Annotated in this window: 23 protein-coding genes and 2 tRNA genes; 16 read left to right on the top strand and 9 right to left on the bottom strand. The window is 63.2% G+C overall.

The annotated features are described in order from the left end of the window. Positions 1-37 precede the first annotated feature (37 nt). Positions 38-1444 (bottom strand): L-serine ammonia-lyase, encoded by a 1407-nt coding sequence (locus tag AB4136_RS27105; RefSeq protein ID WP_024924123.1) that lies wholly within the window; start codon positions 1442-1444, stop codon positions 38-40. Positions 1445-1608: 164 nt separating this feature from the next. Here AB4136_RS27105 and AB4136_RS27110 point away from each other — a divergent pair, with 164 nt between their 5' ends. Then, complete coding sequence (locus tag AB4136_RS27110; protein ID WP_024924124.1) at positions 1609-2337, top strand: DUF599 domain-containing protein; 729 nt, start codon at positions 1609-1611, stop codon at positions 2335-2337. Here the strand turns inward: AB4136_RS27110 and AB4136_RS27115 are convergent. The 4 genes from AB4136_RS27115 to AB4136_RS27130 all read right to left on the bottom strand — a co-directional run bounded on the left by AB4136_RS27115 (position 2313) and on the right by AB4136_RS27130 (position 6001). Beyond that, positions 2313-3107, bottom strand: coding sequence for a YdcF family protein (locus tag AB4136_RS27115; protein ID WP_024924125.1), 795 nt, complete (start codon positions 3105-3107; stop codon positions 2313-2315). The two genes, AB4136_RS27110 and AB4136_RS27115, sit on opposite strands and share 25 nt — an antisense overlap. A gap of 155 nt (positions 3108-3262) precedes the next feature. After that, positions 3263-4828, bottom strand: a complete 1566-nt coding sequence (locus tag AB4136_RS27120; RefSeq protein WP_137900717.1) for an aspartyl/glutamyl-tRNA amidotransferase subunit A — start codon at positions 4826-4828, stop codon at positions 3263-3265. An 80-nt stretch (positions 4829-4908) separates the two neighbouring features. Then, entirely contained in the window at positions 4909-5196 is a 288-nt protein-coding gene (gatC, locus tag AB4136_RS27125) for an Asp-tRNA(Asn)/Glu-tRNA(Gln) amidotransferase subunit GatC (protein WP_137900718.1), read from the bottom strand. A gap of 97 nt (positions 5197-5293) precedes the next feature. Then, the gene (locus AB4136_RS27130; protein ID WP_137900719.1) at positions 5294-6001 is read right to left on the bottom strand and encodes a metal-dependent hydrolase; all 708 of its coding nucleotides are present in this window, start codon (positions 5999-6001) and stop codon (positions 5294-5296) included. Positions 6002-6068: 67 nt separating this feature from the next. Here AB4136_RS27130 and ruvX point away from each other — a divergent pair, with 67 nt between their 5' ends. Then, the gene (ruvX, locus tag AB4136_RS27135; RefSeq protein WP_137900720.1) at positions 6069-6536 is read left to right on the top strand and encodes a Holliday junction resolvase RuvX; all 468 of its coding nucleotides are present in this window, start codon (positions 6069-6071) and stop codon (positions 6534-6536) included. Here the strand turns inward: ruvX and AB4136_RS27140 are convergent. Continuing rightward, complete coding sequence (locus AB4136_RS27140; protein WP_137900721.1) at positions 6493-6834, bottom strand: DUF6105 family protein; 342 nt, start codon at positions 6832-6834, stop codon at positions 6493-6495. The two genes, ruvX and AB4136_RS27140, sit on opposite strands and share 44 nt — an antisense overlap. Positions 6835-7277: 443 nt before the next feature. Further along, on the bottom strand, positions 7278-8909 hold the full coding sequence (locus AB4136_RS27145; protein ID WP_137900722.1) for a DNA alkylation response protein: 1632 nt from the start codon (positions 8907-8909) through the stop codon (positions 7278-7280). Between the two features lie 171 nt (positions 8910-9080). Between AB4136_RS27145 and AB4136_RS27150 the strand changes: the two genes are divergently transcribed. The 7 genes from AB4136_RS27150 (at position 9081) to AB4136_RS27180 (ending at position 14108) form a co-directional block, all read left to right on the top strand. After that, positions 9081-10046: an aspartate carbamoyltransferase catalytic subunit gene (locus AB4136_RS27150; protein WP_024926924.1), complete on the top strand. Its 966-nt coding sequence runs from the start codon at positions 9081-9083 to the stop codon at positions 10044-10046. After that, the gene (locus AB4136_RS27155) at positions 10043-11329 is read left to right on the top strand and encodes a dihydroorotase (protein ID WP_137900723.1); all 1287 of its coding nucleotides are present in this window, start codon (positions 10043-10045) and stop codon (positions 11327-11329) included. The genes AB4136_RS27150 and AB4136_RS27155 overlap by 4 nt, the downstream gene beginning before the upstream one ends. A gap of 36 nt (positions 11330-11365) precedes the next feature. Continuing rightward, positions 11366-11953, top strand: coding sequence for a glycerol-3-phosphate 1-O-acyltransferase PlsY (plsY, locus tag AB4136_RS27160; protein WP_137900724.1), 588 nt, complete (start codon positions 11366-11368; stop codon positions 11951-11953). Then, positions 11950-13080, top strand: coding sequence for a DNA-processing protein DprA (gene dprA / locus AB4136_RS27165; protein ID WP_137900725.1), 1131 nt, complete (start codon positions 11950-11952; stop codon positions 13078-13080). The genes plsY and dprA overlap by 4 nt, the downstream gene beginning before the upstream one ends. Positions 13081-13231: 151 nt before the next feature. Next, positions 13232-13459: a hypothetical protein gene (locus AB4136_RS27170; RefSeq protein WP_024926928.1), complete on the top strand. Its 228-nt coding sequence runs from the start codon at positions 13232-13234 to the stop codon at positions 13457-13459. Between the two features lie 65 nt (positions 13460-13524). Further along, complete coding sequence (locus AB4136_RS27175) at positions 13525-13743, top strand: hypothetical protein (protein WP_137900726.1); 219 nt, start codon at positions 13525-13527, stop codon at positions 13741-13743. Between the two features lie 140 nt (positions 13744-13883). Beyond that, the gene (locus AB4136_RS27180; RefSeq protein ID WP_024926930.1) at positions 13884-14108 is read left to right on the top strand and encodes an alkylphosphonate utilization protein; all 225 of its coding nucleotides are present in this window, start codon (positions 13884-13886) and stop codon (positions 14106-14108) included. Between the two features lie 339 nt (positions 14109-14447). Here the strand turns inward: AB4136_RS27180 and AB4136_RS27185 are convergent. Together AB4136_RS27185 and AB4136_RS27190 are read right to left on the bottom strand one after the other, a co-directional pair. Continuing rightward, positions 14448-14524: transfer RNA gene (locus tag AB4136_RS27185), tRNA-Arg, on the bottom strand. 106 nt (positions 14525-14630) lie between these two features. Beyond that, positions 14631-14936 (bottom strand): ETC complex I subunit, encoded by a 306-nt coding sequence (locus tag AB4136_RS27190; protein ID WP_024926934.1) that lies wholly within the window; start codon positions 14934-14936, stop codon positions 14631-14633. Between the two features lie 127 nt (positions 14937-15063). Here AB4136_RS27190 and AB4136_RS27195 point away from each other — a divergent pair. The 7 genes from AB4136_RS27195 to AB4136_RS27225 all read left to right on the top strand — a co-directional run bounded on the left by AB4136_RS27195 (position 15064) and on the right by AB4136_RS27225 (position 21594). Beyond that, a tRNA-Pro gene (locus tag AB4136_RS27195) sits at positions 15064-15140 on the top strand. Positions 15141-15353: 213 nt separating this feature from the next. After that, entirely contained in the window at positions 15354-16085 is a 732-nt protein-coding gene (locus AB4136_RS27200; protein WP_024926935.1) for a FadR/GntR family transcriptional regulator, read from the top strand. Continuing rightward, complete coding sequence (locus AB4136_RS27205; RefSeq protein WP_024926936.1) at positions 16082-17269, top strand: PLP-dependent transferase; 1188 nt, start codon at positions 16082-16084, stop codon at positions 17267-17269. Before AB4136_RS27200 ends, AB4136_RS27205 begins: the two co-directional genes overlap by 4 nt. Positions 17270-17304: 35 nt before the next feature. Further along, positions 17305-18573 carry an ABC transporter substrate-binding protein gene (locus AB4136_RS27210; RefSeq protein ID WP_024926937.1) on the top strand — a complete coding sequence of 423 codons (1269 nt, stop codon included), beginning with the start codon at positions 17305-17307 and terminating at the stop codon, positions 18571-18573. Positions 18574-18757: 184 nt separating this feature from the next. Continuing rightward, positions 18758-19669, top strand: coding sequence for a carbohydrate ABC transporter permease (locus AB4136_RS27215; protein WP_024926938.1), 912 nt, complete (start codon positions 18758-18760; stop codon positions 19667-19669). After that, entirely contained in the window at positions 19669-20517 is an 849-nt protein-coding gene (locus tag AB4136_RS27220) for a carbohydrate ABC transporter permease (RefSeq protein ID WP_024926939.1), read from the top strand. Before AB4136_RS27215 ends, AB4136_RS27220 begins: the two co-directional genes overlap by 1 nt. 3 nt (positions 20518-20520) lie before the next feature. After that, on the top strand, positions 20521-21594 hold the full coding sequence (locus AB4136_RS27225; protein ID WP_024926940.1) for an ABC transporter ATP-binding protein: 1074 nt from the start codon (positions 20521-20523) through the stop codon (positions 21592-21594). Positions 21595-21610 lie beyond the last annotated feature (16 nt).

The following is a 21610-nucleotide window of genomic DNA, read 5'->3' on the forward strand; positions in this document are numbered from 1 at the left end:
CCTGCGCGACTTCTCCACAATGCCAGGATAGGTGCGGTCAGCACTCCACAACGTTGACCGCGAGGCCGCCCAGGCTGGTTTCCTTGTATTTCTCGTTCATGTCGAGGCCGGTCTGACGCATGGTCTCGATGGCCGCGTCCAGCGGCACGAAATGCTTGCCGTCGCCTTTAATGGCGAGCGAGGCGGCTGTCACCGCCTTCACGGCGCCAAGCGCGTTGCGCTCGATGCATGGCACCTGCACCAAGCCTGCAACGGGATCGCAGGTCATGCCGAGATGGTGCTCGAGCGCGATCTCGGCCGCATTCTCCACCTGCTCGGGATTGCCGCCCATGACCGCGCAAAGCCCGGCGGCCGCCATCGCCGAGGCCGAACCCACCTCGCCCTGGCAACCGACCTCGGCCCCGGAGATCGAGGCATTCGACTTGATGATGCCGCCAATGGCCGCCGCGGTCAGCAGGAAATCGCGGATCGAGGCCTGATCGGCCTCGGGATGGAAATGCAGCCAATAGCGCATGACGGCCGGCACCACGCCAGCGGCGCCGTTGGTCGGCGCCGTCACCACGCGCCCGCCGGCGGCGTTCTCTTCGTTGACCGCCATCGCGTAGATCGACAGCCAGTCATTGGCGAGCAGCGGGTTCGGCCGGTTCTGCTGCCATTGCTCCTGCAACTTGTCATGCAACTGGCGCGCGCGCCGGCGCACCTTCAACCCGCCGGGCATGATGCCTTCCTGGCTGAGGCCGCGGTCGATGCAGCCGCGCATGGCGTCCCACACCGCGTCGAGCCCGGCATCCAGCTTTTCGCGCGACATGTGCGTCTCTTCATTGATCCGCTTCATCTCGGCGATGGAAAGGCCGCTTTTCTCAGCCATCTTGAGCATTTCGACGGCGTTCTTGAAGGGATGCGGTACCTTCTTGCCTTCGGTCGTCACCGACCCCTTCGTCTTCATGCGCTGCAGTTCTTCCTCGGAAACGACGAAGCCGCCGCCGATCGAATAATAGATACGCTTGAGCAGCAGCCGATCGGCGCTGTCATAGGCATAGAAGGCCATGCCGTTGGCGTGGCCGGTCAGCGGGGTCTTCTTGTCCAGAACCAGATCCTTGGCCGGGTCGAATCGATAGGACGATGAGCGCCCCTGCGGCCTGATCTGCTTGCTCGCGGTGATTTCGGCGACGATCTCGTCGGCTTTGTCGGGGTCGACGGTCTGCGGTGTCTGACCGGCGAGACCCAGCACGACGGCGCGGTCCGTGCCATGGCCGATGCCGGTATAGGCGAGCGACCCGTGCAGGCTGGCGCCGATTCGCTCCACCTTCACACCCGAAGGCCGGGGCCAGTCACCATTCTCGACCTCGTCAAGAAAGCGCACGGCCGCCGTCATCGGGCCCATCGTGTGCGAACTGGATGGACCGATGCCGATCTTGAACAGGTCGAAAACTGAAAGAAACACGCCTGAAAAGCTCCCAAACCGCGCCAGAAACGGCAACGCACCTTAGTTGATCATTCCGTCATTCGCCACGCGGGCGCTAGAGGCCGCCCCGACGTTCATTTCGCTGCAAACGACATCATCCATAAGCTTCGAGAACGAAGCCACCATCATGTAAAATAGGGTGCATGGGCGATTCTTTCCTCTTTTCCCCGAATGACATCGCAGCTCTGGTTTTCTACCTGGGCGTCTGGGTGTTTTTCGCGCTGGCCGCCGACGGCAGGCTGTTCCGTCGTATTTCGTTGACGAGCGCCATGAACGTTCAGCGCGAAGCCTGGATGCGCACCATGGCGAAGCGCGAACTGCGCATGATCGACACCTCGATCATGATCGGCCTGCAGCAAGGCACGGCCTTCTTCGCCTCGAGTTCGATCTTCGCCATCGGCGGCTGTTTTGCGTTGCTCGGCGCTTCGAACCATGTGCTGGCGGTCGTCTCGTCCCTGCCCTATGCCGCCAGCCCGGCGCAGGGCCTGTTCGAAACCAAGATCCTTGGGCTGATCGCCTTGCTCGCCTACGCTTTTTTCAAATTCGGCTGGTCTTACCGGCTGTTCAATTACTGTTCGATCCTGATTGGCGCGGTGCCGACCACGCAGGAAGGCATCGTCGCGCCGCATGAGACCGAGGCGGCGGTGATGCGCGCCGCCAAAATGAACATACTGGCCGGCAAGCATTTCAACGCCGGGCTGCGTGGCATCTTCTTTTCGCTCGCCTATCTCGGCTGGTTCGTGAATGCCGGCGTCTTCGCCGCCACCACGCTGATCCTGCTCGCGGTTCTGGTGCGCCGGCAGTTTTTCTCCAATGCCCGCGCCGCCGTTCTGGTCGCCGTCGCGCCTCAGGCCGGCCCCGGGAACGGCTGATCGATCTTTCCGGTCAGCCAGTAGGCGAAAAGCCCGATCCACTCCTTGGCGGCGACCGTCGTCGTCTCCAGCGCGTCGATCGCGTTGTCCGTGAACAGGCCGACGCCTTCCTTGCCGGATGTGCGGTAGTCGACCGGCCAGGGCACGGTCGGGAATCCCGCCTTGTCGAACAGCGCCTTGGAACGGGGCATGTGGAAGGCCGAGGTCACCAGAAGCCAGGTTTCGCCGGGCTTGGGCGTCACCAGCTTGCGGGTGAAGACGGCGTTTTCGTAGGTGTTTCGCGATTCGGTCTCAAGAACGAGGCGTTCCTTGGCCACGCCGAGCGCCGTCAGCAGCCGCTCGGCGGTGACGGCGTCGCCTTCGCCTTCCAGGATCAGTTCGCCGGCACCGCCCGAGACGACGACCTTGGCGTCGGGATAGCGGCGGGCGAGGATCGCCGTCTCGACGAAACGATCGCCCGCCGTGCTGAGCTCATAGCCGCCGCGCGCGAGGTTGATCGCCCCCTCCATGCCACCGCCCAGCACGACGATGCCGGCAACCTGGCCAGGTGCTGCCGGGCGCTGGTAGCGCGCCTGCAACGGCTCGATGATGATGGCGCCAAACGAGGTCCAGACCGAAAGCACGAGCACCAGGACCGCGACAACCGTGCCCGCCCGCTGCAGCCTGCGCAAACCGAAGAAGCCCGCGAGCAGGCCCGCCAAAAGCAGGACAATCGCCAGGTTCAAGGGCTGAGCAAAGAACCAGAACACTTTGGAAAGAAGGAAGAACATCGATCCGTCCCGTGGCTGTTGCCCACATCCGAGCGGTGGTGCGATCCCGTCACCTCGACGGGATCGGCCGCCTACCGGTTCACGATTTCAGCAGAATTCGGGCAAAACTGCGGGCTGTCGCGCGCATGACGTGAACGCGGCAGCCAAGCAAACCGTTACCACCACTTCTCCGGCTGGAATCCGCCCGCGGCCTTTTCGATGACATGCGCGGTCTGGAACAGGGTTTCCTCGTCGAACGGGCGGCCGATGAGCTGCAGGCCGAGCGGCAGGCCGTGCTGGTCGAGGCCGGCGGGCACGGCAATGCCCGGCAGGCCGGCCATGTTCACGGTGACCGTGAAAATGTCGTTCAGATACATCTTCACCGGGTCAGCGGCCATGTCCTGATCGGCCACGCCAAAGGCGGCCGACGGCGTCGCCGGCGTCAGGATGACGTCGACGCCGGCGGCGAAGGCATCCTCGAAATCCTTCTTGATCAGCGTGCGCACCTTCTGCGCCTGCAGGTAGTAGGCGTCGTAATAACCCGCCGACAGCACGTAGGTGCCGATCATGATGCGGCGCTTGACCTCGCGGCCGAAACCGGCGGCACGGGTCTTTTCATACATGTCGACGATGTCCTTGCCCGGAACGCGCAGGCCATAACGCACGCCGTCATAACGGGCGAGGTTCGACGACGCCTCGGCCGGCGCCACGATGTAATAGGCCGGCAGCGCGTATTTGGTGTGCGGAAGCGAGATGTCGACGATCTCGGCACCCGCCTCCTTCAGCCATGCGATGCCCTGCTGCCACAGCGCCTCGATCTCTCCCGGCATGCCGTCGACGCGGTATTCCTTAGGAATGCCGATCTTCATGCCCTTGATTGAACGGCCGAGCGCCGCCTCGTAATCCGGTACCGGACGATCAACGGAGGTGGTGTCCTTCGCGTCGACCGAAGCCATGGATTTCAACAGGATGGCGGCGTCGCGCACGTCGCGGGCGATCGGCCCGGCCTGGTCGAGCGACGAGGCGAAGGCAACAGTGCCCCAGCGCGAGACGCGGCCATAGGTCGGCTTGATGCCGACGGTTCCGGTGAATGCCGCCGGCTGGCGGATCGAGCCGCCGGTGTCGGTGGCGGTGGCGCCGGCGCACAGAAAGGCTGAGACGGCTGCCGCCGAACCGCCGGACGAACCGCCGGGAACCAGCTGCATGTTGTCGTAAGTGCGGTTTTCCTTGACGCCGCCGGGCTTCACGAAACCGGCGCCGCCGTCATGGAAGGTCGGGGTGACGGTGGTCTGGACGCTCGATCGACGCCATGGATTGATCACCGGGCCATAATAAGACGTCTCGTTGGACGAGCCCATGGCGAATTCGTCCATGTTGAGCTTGCCGAGCATGACCGCGCCGTCGGCCCACAGATTGGCGCTGACTGTCGATTCATAATGCGGCTTGAAGCCGTTCAGCACGTGGCTGCAAGCCTGCGTGTGCACGCCTTCGGTGGCAAACAAGTCCTTGATGCCGAGCGGAATGCCTTCGAGCGCCCCCCCCTCGCCCTTGGCGAGCTTCGCATCGGAAGCCTTGGCCATGTCGCGCGCCTTGTCGTGGGTGACCGCGACATAGGCGTTGAGCAGAGGATTGGCCTGGTCGATCGCGCTGAGATACGCATCGGTGATCTCGCCGGCGGAGAATTCCTTCGCCCGCAGCTTGGCGCGTGCTTCGGCTATGGTCAGTCTGGTCAGATCACTCATCGGGCAAACTTCATTTCATAAATCGCGAATGGCCGGGACAGGGTTTTGGGAACCGCATTGCAGGCAGAAAAGCCGCAGCGCTATTCCACCACCTTCGGCACGAGGAAGAAATTCTCTTCGGTCGCCGGTGCGTTGGCGACGATGTCGGCGGCCTTGTTGCCGTCAGTGACGACATCCTCGCGCTTCCTCATCGCCATCGGCGTGACCGAAGTCATCGGCTCGACGCCGGTAACATCGACCTCGTTCAGCTGCTCGACGAAGCCGAGAATGGTGTTGAGCTCGCCAGTCATGCGGGCCGCGTCCTCCTCGTCCACAGCGATGCGGGCGAGGTGAGCGACGCGCTTGACGGTCTTAATGTCGACGGACATGGAAGCCTCGGCAATCGTGTCGGAAAAGATCAAGCGGCTATAACCGCGCGCCGCGCCGCGCGCAACCTCGAACGGCGCCGAACCGCCGGCACCGCGCCTAGAGCGAGATCGTCTCGCCGACCTTCGGCAACGCCACTTTCGTACCGGTCCCCTCCATGCCGGCAACGAATTTGTCGGCCGACTGGTCGATGACGGGGAAAGTACCAAAGTGGCAGGGCACGACCGTGTCGAACTTGAAGAAGCGCCGGCAGGCAAGGGCTGCCACCGCACCACCCATGGTGAAACGGTCGCCGATCGGCACCAGGCCGATCTTCGGCTGGTGCAGTTCGTTGATCAGCGCCATGTCGGAGAAGATGTCGGTATCGCCCATGTGGTAGAGCGTCTCGTCGTCGGGGAAATGCAGGACCAGCCCGCCGGGATTGCCCATATAGGTGTTGGTGCCGCCCTCGCCCGACAGCGACGAGGAATGCAGCGCCTGCACGAAGGTGGTGGTGAAGCCGCCGCAATCGACGGTGCCACCAATATTGCCGGGATTAATCTTGTCGGCGGAAACACCCTTGCCGACCAGGAACATGCAGATCTCGAAATTGGCGACCAGCATGGCGCTGCTCTTCTTCAAGATGTCGGCCGCGCTGCCGACATGGTCGTCATGGCCATGGGTGAGCAGGACATGGGTGACGCCGTCGGCGACACCTTCCCAGCCGCCGCCCCAGGACGGGTTGCCCACCAGGAAGGGATCGATCAGGATCGTCGCACCGCCCGCCTCGACCCGAAACGCCGAGTGCCCGTACCAGGTGAGTTTCATCTACCGCTCCTCGATTTTGCGAAAGCAGGAAGATAGAACGGCGGCGGATCAAGTCAAAGGAAAGCACGTGGGTATCATCGCAATCGAAGACGTGCCTCCCCTGCTGGCCTCGGGCGGCACGCTGGCCGGCATCGACCTCGGCGACAAGACCATCGGAGTGGCTGTGTCGGACCGAGGCCAGTCCTTCGCGCATCCACGCCCGGTCATCATGCGCAAGAAGTTCTCGATCGATGCCGCCGCGCTGCTGGCGCTTCTTGGCAAGGAGAATGTCGCGGCCATCGTCATCGGCCTGCCGATCAATATGGATGGTTCAGAAGGCCCTCGCGCGCAGAAATCCCGTGCCTTCGTGCGCAACATGGCGCCACTCAGCCCGCTGCCCTTCGTTTTGTGGGACGAGCGGCTGTCCACGGTCGCCGCCGAACGCGTGTTGCTGGAAATGGACGTGTCACGCCGCAAGCGCGAAACGCGCATCGATTCGGCGGCAGCCGCCTTTATTCTGCAGGGAGCCTTGGACCGCCTTCGAGCACTGAGCTGACCCGCTTGGTGCTGTCTTGCGCGGCAGCCCTGCCGTGCCACCATGCCGCGATCTTCTTGCGTCGGCGGAAGGCGATGATGCCGGCGACGAGAAAACTGTCGAAAACACAGGCCCTGGCGACCATGCCGGGAATGATGGCCGGATCGATGCCGAGGATCTCTCCGTAGAGCTGGAAGACCAGGTCGTGCAGCTGGCGGCTCAGCATCACATAGCCGAAATTCATGTCGTTGAGCGACAGGAAGTACCAGCCCCAGAAAAGCACGAGCGGCGTGATCCAAAGCAGCAACAAGGCGCGCATCAGCACACCTTTCCGGCTGTTCGACGCTGGAATCCCGCACATGCCTTAACCATGACCGCCCAATGGGCGGCTCTGTCCTGGCCTTCGAATGGTTGCGGAACGCGGCGCATGGTCTTCCTATCGTGGGAAAAGACAGTGGGGCTTGTCGCCTCGCGCCGCAATGGAAACCATTTGTTAAGGTTAACGGGCAGAGCCCCTTACCTTCTCCCCTTGCGGGAGAAGGTGGCCGAGCCCCGGCGGCAAAGCCGCCGTCGAAGGCGAGGTCGGATGAGGGGTGCTGGAGGAAACGAGGCGTTTCGGAACTAGCACCTGTCAAAACCCACTTCGCATCCTGCGAAGTAACACTCCGTCCAACACCCCTCATCCGCCTTCGCCAGCGGCGGCTTTGCCGCCGGGCTCAGGCACCTTCTCCCACAAGGGGAGAAGGCAAGGCTCAATCGATGCTAGTTCGTCTCGGGATAGAGCGTATCCAGGATCATGCGGGCGTCATGGCGCGAATCCAGCATGCCGTAGGTGTTGCGCCATTGGCCGGCCAGCCGCGTTTCGATGAAGGCATCGGCAATGCGCCCTGCCCCCAGCCGCTTCAGTTCCGCCGCGGCCGCCGCCAGCGCCAGCTGTTCCGTCAACAGCCGGGCAGAGCCCTCGTCGGTCGAAGCCACCTGCATGGCCGCCTTCAAGACACTGATCGTGCCACGCCCGTTGGCGCCGAGGTCGCGGTCGATGCCGGCGAGAACCTCCTCGAAAAGAGCCGGCGCCCGGCCGACGACACGCAGCACGTCCAGCGCCATGACATTGCCGGACCCTTCCCAGATCGCGTTGACCGGCGCCTCGCGATAATAGCGCGCCAGCGGCGCCTCTTCGACATAGCCATTGCCGCCGAGGCATTCCATCGCCTCGTAGAGCAGCGGCGGCGCGATCTTGCAGACCCAGTATTTCACCACCGGGGTCATGGCGCGGGCAAAGGCCGCCTCGCCGCGATCGGCGGCGGCTTCGTCGAAGGAGCGCGCCAGCCGGAACGACAACGCCGTGGCTGCGGCGACGTCCAGCGCCATGTCAGCCAGAACGCGCTGCATCAATGGCTGGTCGATCAGGTTGGCGCCGAACACCTTGCGATAGCGGCAATGATGAACCGCCTCCGCCAGCCCTGCCCGCATGAGCGCCGCAGAGGCGACCGCGCAATCCAGCCTGGTCAGCGTGACCATGTCCATGATCGTCTTGATGCCATGGCCAGGCTCGCCCACCATCTCGCCAATGGCGTTTTCGAACTCCACTTCCGACGAGGCATTAGAACGGTTGCCGAGCTTGTCCTTGAGACGCTGGAAACGGAACCCGTTGCCCGAACCGTCGCCGAGGATGCGTGGCACCAGGAAGCAGGACAGACCTTCCGAGGCTTGCCCGAGCACCAGGAACGCATCCGACATCGGCGCCGACATGAACCATTTGTGCCCGGTGAGGCGATAGAAGCCGCTGGAACCGGCGCGCTCGGCCTTTGTGGTGTTGGCGCGCACATCCGTGCCGCCCTGCTTTTCGGTCATGCCCATGCCGAGCGTCAGCCCGGCCTTTTCCACCGGCGGCTTCTGCGCCTGGTCGTATTTGCGTGTCGTCACGCGCGGCGCCCACTCCCGGAAAATCTTCGGGTTGGCCATCAGGGCCGCCAGGGAGGCGTTGGTCATGGTGATCGGGCACAGATGGCCGGTCTCGAGTTCCGCCGTCAGATAAAAGCGCGCGGCGCGCACCTGATGGCGGCGGCCGATCTCGGTCTCGCCGTTTTCCCAGACAGAGGAATGCAGCCCGTTGGCGACCGAGCGGCGCATCAAGGCGTGATAGGCCGGGTGGAACTCGACCAGATCGATGCGCTTGCCCTGCCGGTCGTGCGTCCGCAATTTCGGCGTGTCGGTGTTGGCGAGGCGGGCAAGATCCTGCGCCTCCTGCGTCAGCACGAAGCGGCCGAGCCCGTCGAGGTCCTTGCGCACAGGTTCGGAAAAGCGCTCGGCCAGCTGAATCAGCAGCGGGTCGCCTCGCCAGGCATTTCCGCCGGCGAGCGGCGGCGGCTGGTTCATCACGTCGTCGGCCACGCGTTCCCTTTCATTCCGGTTCCAACGGCGCCCGATGCTCGAATCCCGGACCGTCCGCCGGTTTATAACGGAGGTGCCGCCCGCGCGCGACGAAAATACCAGTGGATAGCCACTCTATCCGAAGCGGGCGCTTGCGGGGGGAACGCACCCGCCCTATAGCACCCCCTTGAGATGACCGACGCTTCGTCCCTTCCGCTGTATCCGCACCGCCACCTCCTGGGCATCAGCGACCTTTCTCCCGCCGACATCGAACTGCTTCTGGACCGCGCCGACCGCGCCGTGGCGATTTCGCGCCAGTCCGAGAAGAAGACCTCGACCCTGCGCGGGCGCACCCAGATAAACCTGTTCTACGAAGCCTCGACGCGCACGCAGTCGTCCTTCGAACTGGCCGGCAAACGGCTTGGTGCCGACGTCATGAACATGTCGGTCGCCTCGTCCTCGGTGAAGAAAGGCGAAACGCTGATCGACACCGCGATCACGCTGAACGCCATGCGGCCGGACATTTTGATCATCCGGCACCAGTCGGCGGGCGCGGCCGCCCTGCTCGCGCAAAAGGTCGGTTGCTCGGTGGTCAATGCCGGCGACGGCACGCATGAGCACCCGACGCAAGCGCTGCTCGACGCGCTCACCATCCGCCGCGCCAAGGGGCCGTTGTCAAAACTTATCGTGGCGATCTGCGGCGATATCCTGCATTCGCGCGTCGCCCGTTCCAACATCATCCTGCTCAATGCGCTGGGTGCGCAGGTGCGCGTCGTCGCGCCTTCGACGCTCCTGCCCTCCGGCATCGAGCGCATGGGCGTCATCGTTGCCCGTTCCATGGCCGAGGGACTTAAGGACGCCGACGTGGTGATGATGCTGCGCCTGCAGCGCGAACGCATGGAGGGCGCATTCGTGCCCTCGGTGCGCGAATATTTCCGCTACTTCGGCCTCGATGCCGAGAAGCTCAAAGCCGCCAAGGACGATGCGCTGGTCATGCATCCCGGGCCGATGAACCGGGGCGTCGAAATCGCCTCGGAAGTGGCGGACGGGCCGCAAAGCGTCATCCAGGAACAGGTCGAGATGGGCGTTGCCGTGCGCATGGCGGTGATGGAGGCCCTGCTCGACCCACGCCGCAACCAGGAGGGCCGCGGCGCATGACGAAAACGGTTTTCCAGCGCGCCCGCATCGTCGATCCGTCGCGCGGTATCGACGAGGTCGGCACCGTCATCGTCGACGGCAAGACCATTCTGGCGGCCGGCGCGGCAACACTGAACCAGGGCATTCCGGAAGGCGCGCAGATCATCGACTGCGCCGGCAAGGCGATCATTCCGGGCCTGGTCGACGCGCGTGTCTTCATCGGCGAACCGGGCGGCGAACACCGCGAGACGATCCGCTCGGCCAGCCAGGCGGCAGCCGCCGGCGGCGTTACCTCGCTGGTGATGATGCCCGACACCGACCCGGCGATCGACACGGTCGCGCTGGTCGAATTCGTTTTGCGCACGGCCAAGGATACGGCGAGCGTCAATGTCTTTCCGGCGGCAGCCGTCACCAAAGGGCTTGCCGGCCGCGAGATGACGGAATTCGGCCTGCTGCGCGAGGCAGGCGCCGTCGCCTTCACCGACGGGCGCCACACCATCGCCAATTCGCTGGTGATGCGCCGGGCACTGACCTATGCGCGCGATTTCGGCGCGGTGATCGCCCATGAGACGCACGATGTGGACCTCGCTTCCGCTGGCGTCATGAACGAAGGGCTCTATGCCAGCTGGCTCGGCCTTTCGGGCATCCCGCGCGAGGCCGAACTGATCCCGCTGGAGCGCGATCTGGCGCTCGCCCGGCTCACCAGGGGCAATTATCACGCCGCAAAGATTTCCACGGCGATGTCGGCGGCGGCGATCGCGCGCGCCAAGGCCGACGGCGCCAATGTGACGGCCGGCATCGCCATCCACAATCTGGCGCTCAACGAGAATGACGTCGGTCAATACCGCACCTTCTTCCGGCTGATGCCGCCGCTGCGCGCCGAAGAGGACCGGCAGGCGATGATCGAGGCGCTGAAGGACGGAACCATTGACATCGTCGTCTCCTCGCACGATCCCCAGGACGTCGACACCAAGCGCCTGCCCTTCGCCGATGCCGCGGCCGGCGCTGTCGGCCTCGAAACGCTGCTCGCCGTGGCATTGCGCCTCTACCACAATGAAGACCTGCCGCTGCTCAGGGTGATCGAGGTGCTGTCGACGGCACCAGCCAGGCTGTTCGGCTTGCCCGGCGGCACGCTGAAGCCTGGTGCTCCGGCCGATCTCGTGCTGGTCGACCTGAACGAACCGTGGATCGTCAGCGAAGCCGGCATCCGCTCGCGTTCCAAGAACACCTGTTTCGAAGGCGCGCGCCTGCAGGGCAAGGTCTTGCAAACACTGGTTGCAGGCCGCACAGTGTTTTCCGTCTAGCGCTCGTCCAGAAGCGCGGGCAACCCCGGGGGGACTATGTCTTTCATTTTGGTCTTGGCGCCCATCGTCGGCTATGTGTGCGGCTCGATCCCGTTCGGATTGCTGCTCACCCGCGCCGCCGGCCTTGGTGATGTCCGCAAGATCGGCTCCGGCAATATCGGTGCCACCAACGTGCTGCGCACCGGCAACAAGGGCCTGGCGGCGGCCACGCTGGTCCTCGACGCGCTGAAGGGAACCGTTCCCGCGCTGATCTTCGCGCGCTATGGCGCGGAAGCCGGCGCATTGGCAGGTGCCGGCGCCTTCATCGGTCATATTTTCCCGGTCTGGCTCGGTTTCAAGGGCGGCAAGGGCGTCGCCACCTATCTCGGCGTGCTGATCGGCCTTGCCTGGCAGGTGGCCTTGATCTTCGCCGCCGTCTGGCTGGCGATGGCGGTGCTGTTCCGCTACTCCTCGCTCGCCGCGCTGACGGCCTGCGTGGTCGTGCCGGTCGCGCTCTTCGCCCTTGGCCACCTTGAATACGGTCTCGCCTTCGCCCTGATGAGCGTGCTCGTCTTCTACAAGCACCGCGCCAACATCGAACGATTGAGAGCCGGCACCGAGGGCCGGATCGGAGCCAAGGGATGAACAGCCCTGTCGCCGGTCTGCATCTCAGCGACCGGCAACGGCTGAACTGGCTTCGACTGATCCGCACGCCCAATGTCGGCCCGGCATCGTTCCGCGACCTTATCAACCGCTTCGGTTCCGCCGAGACAGCGCTCGAATTCCTGCCCGAGCTGACGCTTTCCGGCGGCGCCAACCGCCTGGCGAAGATCCCAAGCATCGCCGAGGTGGAAGCCGAGATGGAAACGGCCCGGCGGGCCGGGGCACGTTTCGTCTGCATCGGCGAGCCTGACTATCCACCATTGCTGAAGCGCATGGACCACCCGCCGCCCGTGCTGGCGATCAAGGGCGTCGGCGCGGTGTTCGCCCTGCCGACGGTCGCCATCGTCGGCGCCCGCAACGCTTCTCTGGGCGGCATCAAGATGGCGCGCATGCTGGCGGCGGAACTCGGCCGCGAAGGTTATGCCATCGTGTCCGGCCTGGCACGCGGCATCGACACCGCCGCCCATCAGGGCAGCCTTTCGACGGGCACCGTCGCGGTGCTGGCCGGCGGCCTCGACCACCCCTACCCGCCAGAAAACCTTGGCCTGTTCGAGGAGATCACCGAGCGAGGCGCGGTCGTCTCCGAAATGCCGTTCGGATGGCAGCCGCGCGCGCAGGATTTCCCGCGCCGCAACCGGCTGGTGGCCGGAATGGCGTTCGGTCTGGTCGTCGTCGAAGCCGCCGACCGTTCCGGTTCGCTGATCAGCGCGCGGCTGGCCGGCGAAATGGGCCGGCTGGTGTTCGCGGTGCCGGGCTCGCCGCTCGATCCACGCGCCCGCGGCACCAATGGTCTTATTAAGGATGGCGCAACTCTGGTCACCGAAACCGCAGACGTGCTTAACGCACTGATGCCGCTGGTTGGAGGGCATGCAACGCCGACATTGCCTGTGGAAGAACCGCCGGATTTTTCCGCGACGCCGCCACCTGGCGACAGCGAGCGTGAGCGTGTTGTCGAGACCCTCGGCCAAACGCCTGTAAACATTGACGAAATTATCCGCCATACCGGCCTGCATCCGGCGCAGGTTGCGATGGTCCTTTTGGAACTCGACCTGGCGGGCCGGCTGGAGCGCCATGCCGGCGGCTCTGTTTCACTGATCTTTATCGATTGAGCCGCAATGTCGGGTCGGATCAGATGAAAATTCGACAGTTCGATAAAATTCTAATCTTATCCTACTGATTTTACTTATCTTTCATTCAATAGAATCGCGCACCACTCTCGCCGTGTCCCGTCTTGCCGGGCACGCAGGAACGGAGGCGATCGTGAAAGAACGTTTTGAGCTTGTTTTGGACCCAACGGACCTTTGGACCATCTGGGACAACGAGACGGATCAGCCTGTCGTGTTCGCCAACCAGCTCCTGGCGGGCCTGAGCAAAAGCGAGGCCGAGGCCGCCTACCAGATCCTGGTCGAAATCGTGCGCAAGCGCGAGCTGGAAAAGAGCAAGAAACACCAGCAGGACAAGAAGAAGCGATCGCCCGACGCTGCGTGAGCCAACGGCCTGCCTCGGGATTTGCATCGAGAGGCAGGCGCATGTGTTGCGGGTCGGAGGGCAAAATGACCATTGATCGGGATGCTTACGGTATCGCCGTCAAGCCCGACGAGCGCATGCACGACGTCCTGCTCAACCTGCATGACGTCTTGGATCAAGCAGAAGATTTCTCCGAGTTTTCAGAGGCCCTGCTCACCAACCTCCGCCAACTGCAATCCCGGTTCGTAAACGAATTCAAACAGCGGTTCCCATCGTACGACGCAACCGGCCGCGCTTTCAGGTAGCGCTAAGCCGCGCAAAACGCCTCCCGCGACACCACAGTACCCCCCACAGGTTCGACCTAAGTTCGACCAAATCGCTCCGGCTTCACTTGGCGAGCAGCATCCCCGTGGTGTAGTGCGAGGCCAACCCAGGAGATGGCAACATGACCGACGATGTAGTGGTACGCGACAGCAACGGAACGCAGTTGAACGACGGGGATTCTGTCACGCTGATCAAGGATTTGAAGGTCAAGGGGACCTCGGAGACGCTCAAGCGCGGAACCCTGGTCAAAAACATCCGCCTGAACGGCAATCCCGGCGAGGTCGAGGCCAACACCAAACAAGTCAAAGGACTGGTGCTGAAGACCGAATTTGTGAAGAAGGCCTAGGTCGGGCGGAACACTTGACAGGCCGCCACGGTCCTAGCTGATGGTGTTGGCCGTATATTGATGATGGTTCGCTCGGTGTCGTCGATGGCGAGACGGTCGATCATGACAGGCGCTATCGACGGCCAGCGAATGTAACAATGTCGCGCGTCGCGACGATCGGCACACCATCTTCATAGTGCGAGTGTCACCTTGGTCGAGATGTATTCACGCGGAGCTGATCAAAGGCGTTAGGCCAGTGACATCACCGAACAGATCACGACCGACGCTCAGTCACACCTAATCGCGGCACGACCGTCGGCAACAAAAAATCCGAATCAAACCAATACATTGGAAAATAGTTGGCGATCCCGACAGGATTCGAACCTGTGACCATCGGCTTAGAAGGCCGGTGCTCTATCCAGCTGAGCTACGGGACCGCTGGCTGACCCGAGCCGGGGCAGCAAAATTAAAACCGGTAGAAGACCGCCGTCAAAATTCGCGATAGCGACTGCCATCAGCCGCTTAAGCCGCCACGATCAGCAATCAGTGCGTCCACGGCGTACGGCGGTCATAGCGGAAATTGTCCGCATAGGAAATCTGCCGGCGCTTGGCTTCCTTGGGTTCCTCGACCCTGTAGGCCAAGCCCTGCTTCTCGGCATAGGCGACGGCTTCCTCGCGCGTGTCGAAGGACAGCTTGATCTGGCTCTTCATGTCGCCGGAGGTCGTGTAGCCCATCAGCGGATCGATCTTGCGCGGCTGCTCGGGGTCGAATTCGAGCACCCAGTTGCCGGTTCTTGCCTTGCCCGACTGCATGGCGGTCTTGGCTGGGCTGAAGATGCGTGCGGACATGGAGACCTCGTTGTGCGGCGGCAGCGCCGTTTCCTCCCCGGTGCTTACTGCGCAATGGAATTAACCGCAAGACCAATGGTTTTTGGGCTTGCTTTGTGGTGGCCGAAACACTAGGCAACACCCGGTCCGGAGTGTAGCGCAGCCTGGTAGCGCACCTGATTTGGGATCAGGGGGTCGCAGGTTCGAATCCTGCCACTCCGACCAACCAAGCCAAAATCGCCACCAACAGCTTGCTCTCAGCAGGGCGGCTCGGCCCTGCCCACGGCAGGCCGATCGCGATCGTGGCGCGCATTCCTCCCTACGGCATTCAGAATCACCTCACCGGCTCGCCTCGCCAACAAAAACCGATTCGACGCGTTATTGACTCGCCGTTTTTGCCGTGTAATTGGTTGGACCATTGATCCAATCGGATGTTGCATGAGCCAGATCCGCCTCCCTCCGATCCAGACCACGGCGCGCGATGACGCCGTGCTGGCGGCGTTGGCGGATTTCGTTCTCCAGGAAACGCTCGGCCCCGGCGACAAGCTGCCCACGGAGCGCATCCTGGCCGACCGGTTGAGGGTCAGCCGCAACACGGTTCGCGAGGCTTTAACGCGCTGGGAAGGGCTTGGGCTGGTCGAGCGCCGGCAAGGCAGCGGCACCTTTCTCAAGGCGGCCGTCTCCCCGCATATGCTGCACATGCCGCTTACGCTGGCTGGCGGCAACGACTTCGCCAGCCTGATGCAGACGCTGGAGGTGCGCCGCGCCTTGGAGGCCGAGGCCGCCGCTTTGTGCGCGCTGCGTACCGGCCCTGCCGATCTCGACCTCATCCACCACAAGCTGGAAGCGATGGAAGAAGCCTTCCACAGCCGCGCCGGCATGTCGTCGGACGAAGACTGGGAGTTCCACCAGGCGATCTACCGTGCTTCCGGCAACCCGCTGTTCGAGCAGCTGATCTCAGCCATGCACGAGATGTTCCACCGCTTCTGGGAACATCCGTTGGGCGTGCGCGACTTCGGTCACGCCTCGTTTCCTTATCACCGCACCATTTACGAGCGCATCGCCGCCCGCGACCCCGAAGGCGCGCGCGCCGAAGCGCTGAAACTGATCGCCACCGTGGAAGCCGACCTCAGGCGCGGCGCGGCGAGAATACAGGCAAGGCAGACATGAACGACCACCGCCCGATCCCCGACACCGATTACATCGCCGAGGCCGCGACGCTGCTGGCGCATGACGATGCGTTCGACAGCGGCGCGGTGGTGCCGCCGATCTACCAGACCTCGCTCTTCACCTTCGGCAGCTACGCCGAAATGGCCGACACCTTTGCCGGCAAACGGCGCCAGCCGATCTATTCGCGCGGCGACAATCCGACGGTGATGGAGTTCGAGAAACGCGTCGCGGCGCTGGAAGGCGCGGAAGCGGCACGCGGTTTCGCCAGCGGCATGGCGGCGATCAGCGCGACCGTGCTTGCCTTTGTCGGCGCCGGCGACCGCATCGTTGCGGTGCGCAACTGCTATGGCGATGCCTATCGCCTGTTCGAGCGCCTGCTGCCGCGCCTCAACATCAAGGTCGACTATGTCGACGGCTCGGACCCGGACGCCGTTGCCGCTGCCCTGCCCGGCGCCAAGCTGCTCTATCTCGAGAGCCCGACCTCGATGATGTTCGAGCTGCAGGACCTGCCGCATCTGACCCGGTTGGCAAGGGAACACGGCATCGTCACCACCATCGACAATTCCTGGGCGACGCCGGTCTTCCAGAAGCCGATCGCGCATGGCGTCGATCTCGTCCTGCATTCGGCCTCGAAATATCTCGGCGGCCATAGCGACACTGTTGCGGGCGTCGTGGCCGGTTCGGCTGACCACATCCGCCGCATCAACGAGCAGACCTATTCCTATCTCGGCGGCAAGCTGTCGCCCTTCGACGCCTGGCTTCTGCTGCGCGGCTTGCGCACGCTGCCGCTGCGCCTGCCGCACCACATGAAAAGCGGCCTGACGATTGCCGAACGGCTGAAGGCGCACGGGAAGGTCGAGCGCGTCAATCATCCCGTCTATTCGAACCATCCGGGCAAGGCGACGCTTGCCGGTTACACCGGCCTGTTCTCCTTCGAGGTGACCGACGACGTCGACATCCCGGCTTTTGTCGACGCATTGACCTATTTCCGCATCGGCGTGTCGTGGGGCGGCCATGAAAGCCTGGTCGTGCCGGCCAAGGCTTCCCTGGAACAGACGCCCGGAGTGAATTCCATGGCGCGCTTCGGCGTCAGCCCAAGAACCATCCGTGTCAACATCGGATTGGAAGATGTCGAGGATTTGTGGAGCGACATCGCACAAGCCTTTGAAAAATCAAAAAAATAACATGTCAAACAATGGGAGTGAGTGACATGAAGACGATGAAGATATTGCTTGCGGCCGCTGCCGGTCTTGCCATCTCGGCAGGTGCCGCTTTTGCCGACACCACGATCAAGATGGTCGAGGTCATTACCAGTCCGCCGCGGACGGAATTCCTGAAGAAGCAGATCGCCGAATTCGAGACCGCCAATCCAGGCGTCAAAGTGGAGCTCATCTCGCTGCCCTGGGGCCAGGCATACGAAAAATTCCTGACCATGGTGCAGGCCGGCGACACGCCCGACGTGGTCGAGATGCCGGAGCGCTGGATGGGCCTTTATGGCAACAACGGCATGCTGGAGGACCTCGGCCCGTACATGGAGAAATGGCCGGACAACAAGACGCTGGGCGAACGCGCGCGCCAGTTCGGCTCGACCGTGGGCGGCAAGCAGTTCATGATCCCCTACGGCTACTATCTGAAGGCGATGTTCTGGAACAAGAAACTGTTCAAGGAGGCCGGCCTCGACCACGCCCCAACGACCTTGGATGAGTTTGTCGAGGACTCCAAGAAGATCTCCGCCCTGCCCGGCAAATATGGCTACTGCCTGCGCGGCGGCCCCGGCGCCACTTTCGGCGTCAACATGTTCATGAACATCGCCAACGGCAAGGGCGGCTACTTCAATCCCGACGGCACGTCGCTGATGAGCGATCCGGGTTCGGTCAAGGGCCTGCAGATGCTGGCCGACATGTACAAGAACGGCTACGCGCCGAAGGACAGCGTCAGCTGGGGCTTCAACGAGACGGTGACCGGCTTCTACACCGGCACCTGCGCCATGCTCGACCAGGATCCGGACGCGCTGATCGGTGTTGCCGAGAAGATGAACAAGGACGATTTCGCCGTCGCTCCGGTGCCCGCCGGGCCGGGCGGCAAATCCTTCCCGACGCTGGGTTACAGCGGCTGGGCGATGTTCGCCAATTCCAAAGTGAAGGACCAGTCCTGGAAGCTGATGGAAACCTTGCTCTCGCCGAAGGGCAATATCGATTGGGCCAAGATGGTCGGCGTACTGCCGATCCACAACGGCGCCGAACAGGACGCCTATTTCAAGACCGAGCAGTTCAAGGGCTGGTTCGAGGAACTGAATGGCGGCGACAAGTATGAGTTCGTCACCCCACCGACCCATCTGGAGAACCTCGGCAACTTCGTCGACCAGATCGCGATCAAGGGCTTCCAGGAAGTGCTGCTCGGCAAGCGTCCGGCCAAGGAAGTGGCTGACGAATGGGCGGCCTACATGACCAAGGAACAGCAGGACTGGATGGCCAAGAACAAGAAGTAAGCTCTTGGTCCTTCTCCCCATCCGTGGGGAGGCCCGCAGAACGGCCCGAAGGGCCGGATGAGGGGCGGCAGCGCCAAACTCTCCCGGGTTCGCTCCGCCCCTCGCTGCCCTGCCGGACATCTCTCCCCCATAAACGGGGAGAGACCGCCGCACGCATTGGTTTCGCCAAACGCTGAGTGTTTTCATGACCGTCGCCATCGACATCGCACCGCCGCGCCGCAAGGGCCTGTCCTTTGCGTCGTTCGAGCCGTGGCTCTATCTCAGCCCTGCCATCGTGCTTTTGGTGACGGTGCTTTTGGTGCCGCTGATCATCGGCATCAGCTATTCGTTCCGAAAATTCTCCGCCTTCAAATCGGAGTATGTCGGGCTCGGCCAATACCAGGCCATGCTGACCGACCCGCTGCTGCGCGAGGCCCTGGTCAACACCGCCTGGTGGACCATCGCCAGCCTGTTCTTCCAGTTTTTCCTCGGACTGGGCCTGGCGCTGTTGCTCGACAAGCCCTTCGCCGGCCGCCGCGTTGTCCAGGCGCTGGTGTTCCTGCCCTGGGCGGTGCCTTCCTTCCTTTCCGGCCTCACCTGGGCCTGGCTGTTCAACCCGATCATCGGACCCGTGCCGCACTGGCTCTACGCGCTGGGGCTGAAGGCGGAGCCGACGAACATTCTGTCCGACCCGGCAACCGCCATGTGGGGGCCGATCATCGCCAATGTCTGGTTCGGCATCCCGTTTTTCGCCATCACCTTGCTGGCGGCGCTGAAATCGATCCCTTCGGAACTGCATGAGGCGGCGGCCATCGACGGCGCCACGCCCTGGCAACGCTTCACCAAGGTGACGCTGCCCTTCCTTGCGCCGACGATTGCCATCACGGTGATGCTGCGCACGATCTGGATCGCCACCTTCGCCGACCTCATCTTCGTCATGACCGAGGGCGGGCCGGCCGGTTCGACCGCGACGATGCCGGTCTACATCTATGTCAGCGCCTTCAAATCGCTGGACAAGGGCTACGCCTCGGCGATGGCCGTGCTTCTGCTTGTCCTCCTGATCCTCTACGCGATCGTGCTCATCGGCATCCGTCGCACATTAGTGAGGCATGTCTGATGATTGCCGGACAAACCCAATCCTCGCGCTTGATCGGCGGCATCGGCCTCTATGTCGCGATCGCCGCCTATGTGCTGTTCGCGCTGTTTCCGATCTACTGGACGCTGAAAATCTCGGTCACGCCGACCTCGCTGCTCTATTCGGAGGGCATCACGCTGTGGCCGTCGCGAACGACCTTCGCGAACTTCTCGACCGTGCTCTCCGCCACCGACTTTCCGCGCTATTTCATGAACAGCGTCATCGTCTCCGTGTCGACGGCGGCACTGGTCACCGTCATCGCCACGCTGGCCGGCTACGCCATGTCGCGCTTCACCTTCCGCGGCAAGGCGGCGCTCGCCATCATGCTGTTGCTGACGCAGACCTTTCCGCTGGTCATGGTCATCCCGCCGATCTACCGCATGATGGGCCAGATCGGGCTGATCAACAGCCTGACCGGCCTGATCATCATCTACACGGCCTTCAACACCGCTTTCGCCACCTTCCTGATGCAATCGTTCTTCGATGGCATTCCGAAGGACCTCGAAGAGGCCGCCATGATCGATGGCTGCACGCGCGCCCAGGCGATGCGCAGGGTGATCGTGCCGCTGACCTTGCCCGGCATGGGCGCGACGCTGGGTTTCGTCTTCACCGCAGCCTGGAGCGAACTCCTGTTCGCGCTGATGCTGATCTCGAGCGATGACAAGAAGACCTTCGCCGTCGGCCTGCTCACCTATATCGGCAAGTTCGCGGTCGACTGGGGTCAGATGATGGCCGCTTCGGTGCTGGCGCTGATCCCGGTCTGCATCTTCTTCGCCTTCCTGCAACGCTATCTCGTCACCGGGCTCACCGCCGGTGCGGTCAAGGGGTAATTCATGGCTTCCGTCACGCTGGAAAAGGTCAAGAAGGACTATGGCGTCGTGCGCGTGCTCAACGAGGTCGATCTCAAGATCGCGGACGGTGAGTTCGTCGTGCTGGTCGGCCCGTCGGGTTGTGGCAAATCCACCCTTTTGCGCATGATCGCCGGCCTGGAGGAGGTTTCGGGCGGCGACATCCGCATCGGCGAGCGTGTCGTCAACGACGTCGCGCCGAAAGACCGCGACATCGCCATGGTGTTCCAGTCCTATGCGCTTTATCCGCATATGAACGTTTCTTCCAACATGGGTTTTAGCCTCATGCTTCGGAAGGCCGACAAGACCTCGATCGAGACGCGGGTCGATGGAGCTGCCAAGCGACTGGGGCTGGAACCCTTGCTGGAGCGCCTGCCCCGCCAGCTCTCCGGCGGCCAGCGCCAGCGTGTCGCCATGGGCCGCGCCATCGTGCGCGATCCGCAGGTGTTCCTGTTCGACGAGCCGCTGTCCAATCTGGATGCCAAGCTGCGCACCCATATGCGTACTGAAATCAAGGCGTTGCACCAGCAGCTTAAGACCACCTCGATCTACGTCACCCACGACCAGACCGAGGCCATGACCATGGCCGACCGCATCGTCGTCATGCACAATGGCAATGTGCAGCAGGTTGGCGCGCCGCTGGAACTCTACGACAAGCCTGCCAACATCTTCGTCGCCGGCTTCATCGGCTCGCCGGCGATGAATTTCCTGCAGGCGACGATGGTCAGGCAGAACATCGGCCAGGCCTTGTTCACCGACGGCCAGAAGCTTCGCCTGCCCGACGGGCTGCCGCTGCAAGAAGGAGCTTCGCTGACGCTCGGTGTGCGGCCGGAGGATATCCGGATCGTCGACGACGGCCCGCTCAAGGCCGAAGTCGAAGTCGTGGAACCGCTCGGCATGTCGACGCAATATTACGTGCGGGTGGCCGGCGAGCAGTTGCGCATCTACGCCATCGGCCGCCCCGGGCTGGCGCCAGGCCAGACGGTTCGCCTTGCCGTCGAACCGGCCGTCCAGCACATCTTCGATCCGGAGAGCGGAAATAGAGTGGAGGCTGGCTGACTGGTGCCTGCTCCTT

The sequence above is a fragment of the Mesorhizobium sp. 2RAF21 genome (genome assembly GCF_052115345.1).
GTDB lineage: Bacteria > Pseudomonadota > Alphaproteobacteria > Rhizobiales > Rhizobiaceae > Mesorhizobium > Mesorhizobium terrae.